The organism is Vibrio sp. OPT46 (genome assembly GCF_015163535.1).
GTDB lineage: Bacteria > Pseudomonadota > Gammaproteobacteria > Enterobacterales > Vibrionaceae > Vibrio > Vibrio alginolyticus.
Map to the genome: position 1 here is coordinate 37639 of NZ_JADDYG010000308.1, position 2100 is coordinate 39738.

Here is a 2100-nt window from a genome sequence, read left to right on the forward strand (position 1 = left end):
ATCCCCATGGGATTGAAATTCAAACTTTCTGATGGGGTTGGTGGCTTCGCAGTTTAAATTAGACATATTTACTCTTTCCTTCATACCGATGACATGATGCCTGAAAATTCCTTTCCAAATAACAACCTTTTGATTGGCAACGGTTGTGGTCACTTCTACACTGCATATTGTTTGAAATAGGCCATCGAAAATACTTAGAACTTTGTTCCTTTTTCTGAAAACAGGATCAAACTTGAATTCCCCATTTGTATTCGTGGTGAAGCTACGTTCGAAAGATCGATTTTCTGACCGAATGTTAAGTACTACATTTGCATTCTTTATGGGAGTATCGTTCTTCGTAATACGTCCTTTTATGCTTGGTGTAAACTCTTGAGCTTCCTTACCAAAAAATAAAAAGCCAACAGCAAAAACAGAAATCAGTACGAGTATGAGTAAAGCTGCAAACTGTTCTAAGAACAGAAAAACATTGTTGATCATCGCTTACAAATCAGTAGTCAGTGAATACACCTCAAATTGTTGCGTATTGTCTCGAGTGACTATAGCGAGTATCTAAATCGGTGAGACATAATTCACGATTTTTTTAGAAGTTTTGGAGGATAGAGTGACCCAGGCGATCTTTGTTTTGAATAAGAAGCACTGCGATATTGACAGATATAACCAATATCGCATGTATATCGAAAATCACTTAAACGTCGAAGAGACTAGAATCAGCTTTTAGTTCGGAGGGGGTTACGCACGGCTTTTGGCGAGTAGCAGGTCGACTTTTCCTTTGGCTGTTTTACTAACTGTTTGCATCAACTGAAAACTTGGTTTTTCGACGCCTGAGTTTTCTATCCCTTCGACCATTAAGAGCCAAAGCTTGGCTGTCATTTGCGCATCGGCTAGTGCACGGTGGAAAACACCGTCGTTGTCGATATTTTTATAGCGAACAAGTTCACCTAGCTTATGTGATGGGGCTTCTTGAATGAGCCGTCTTGCTACCAGTAAGGAGCAAGCAAACTCACCCGAATAACCACAGTTGATTCGTTCAAGCTCTGCATCTAAAAATCGTTTATCGAAGGACGCGTTGTGAGCGACAAGGTTCTCGCCAGCAATGAACTCACTAAATGACGCCATTACCTCTTCGCAGCTTGGTGCCGATCGCAACATATTGTTGGTAATGCCGGTGTAGTTCTCAATGAAAGAACTCACTCTGAAACCGGGGTTCATGAGTTGCTGAAAACTATCGACAACCTCGCCATTGACTAACTTTACTGCACCAATTTCTATTGCGCGATCACCTAAAGTAGGAGAGAGAGCTGTGGTTTCAAAGTCGAGTACGACCACAGAGTTTGCTTGAGGCATAAAATTTTCCAGCTGAGTAATATTGCGCAAGAGTATTATCGAAAGCGACAGAAAAAGAAAGGCGAACACAATGGTGAATATCTGTCTATCTTTACTCCACAAAGTCAGTGTTCGTCGTCCACTGTTTATGGACAGGTACGTTCTGGCTTACCCATCGCGGCTTGTGCGGTAGCCTTATATTTCAAATGTTTTTCGGCTTTTCGATTCATTTCAGTTAAGCATTAACTTTCGATACAACATACTGATTATAAATTGATTTTATAAATCAACTTCGGCATCATTTACGGCTTGATTTTGAGGATGAATATCATCACGGCAAAAAATTAGAACAACTTATAATGCGAGGCTAGGGAACGATGGAAACAATAAGAAATCACTATTTAGATATACCTGAAGAAAGAAAATTGCGTATTTTTCGTGAAGAAGACGAAAATTTTTACAGCTTCTGGGAAAGGATGCTTGATGAAAAACAATTTTTTTATAAGCAACCTCTTAAAAGAATGAAAGGCGATGCTTGGGATTCGCTTGAGGCATTCTTCACTGCTTCAGAATACGGACAACATCAGGCCTCGCCAGCTTATATAAAAAGGGCGCTTGAGTTACTGAATAACGTGTACTTGCTGGCCAATCATTCAGACCAAGTGGTTGAATTCTCCGTTGGGCACCGACACTTTTCGGAAGTGGGTAACCGTTCTGTTGCAGAAGGAACAATGGATGGATGGTTGGATGAAATCTGTTTAGCGATGGCCGCGAGAG

Annotated in this window: 2 protein-coding genes and 1 pseudogene; 1 reads left to right on the top strand and 2 read right to left on the bottom strand. The window is 40.7% G+C overall.

Translation table 11 applies throughout. The features are described 5' to 3' along the window. Both IQR33_RS15140 and IQR33_RS15145 read right to left on the bottom strand, forming a co-directional pair. Positions 1–477: DUF6795 domain-containing protein (locus IQR33_RS15140; protein ID WP_193843798.1), on the bottom strand; the 477-nt coding region annotated here is incomplete at its 3' end. Positions 478–729: 252 nt separating this feature from the next. Further along, positions 730–1344, bottom strand: coding sequence for a PolC-type DNA polymerase III (locus IQR33_RS15145; protein WP_193837989.1), 615 nt, complete (start codon positions 1342–1344; stop codon positions 730–732). 356 nt (positions 1345–1700) lie between these two features. Here IQR33_RS15145 and IQR33_RS33150 point away from each other — a divergent pair. Continuing rightward, a pseudogene (locus IQR33_RS33150) lies at positions 1701–2100 on the top strand (hypothetical protein); the annotation flags it as partial.

What these genes read in the sequence shown, in the direction of transcription:
- IQR33_RS15145 (WP_193837989.1), bottom strand. Translation starts at nt 1,344, where the DNA reads ATGCCTCAAGCAAACTCTGTGGTCGTACTCGACTTTGAAACCACAGCT.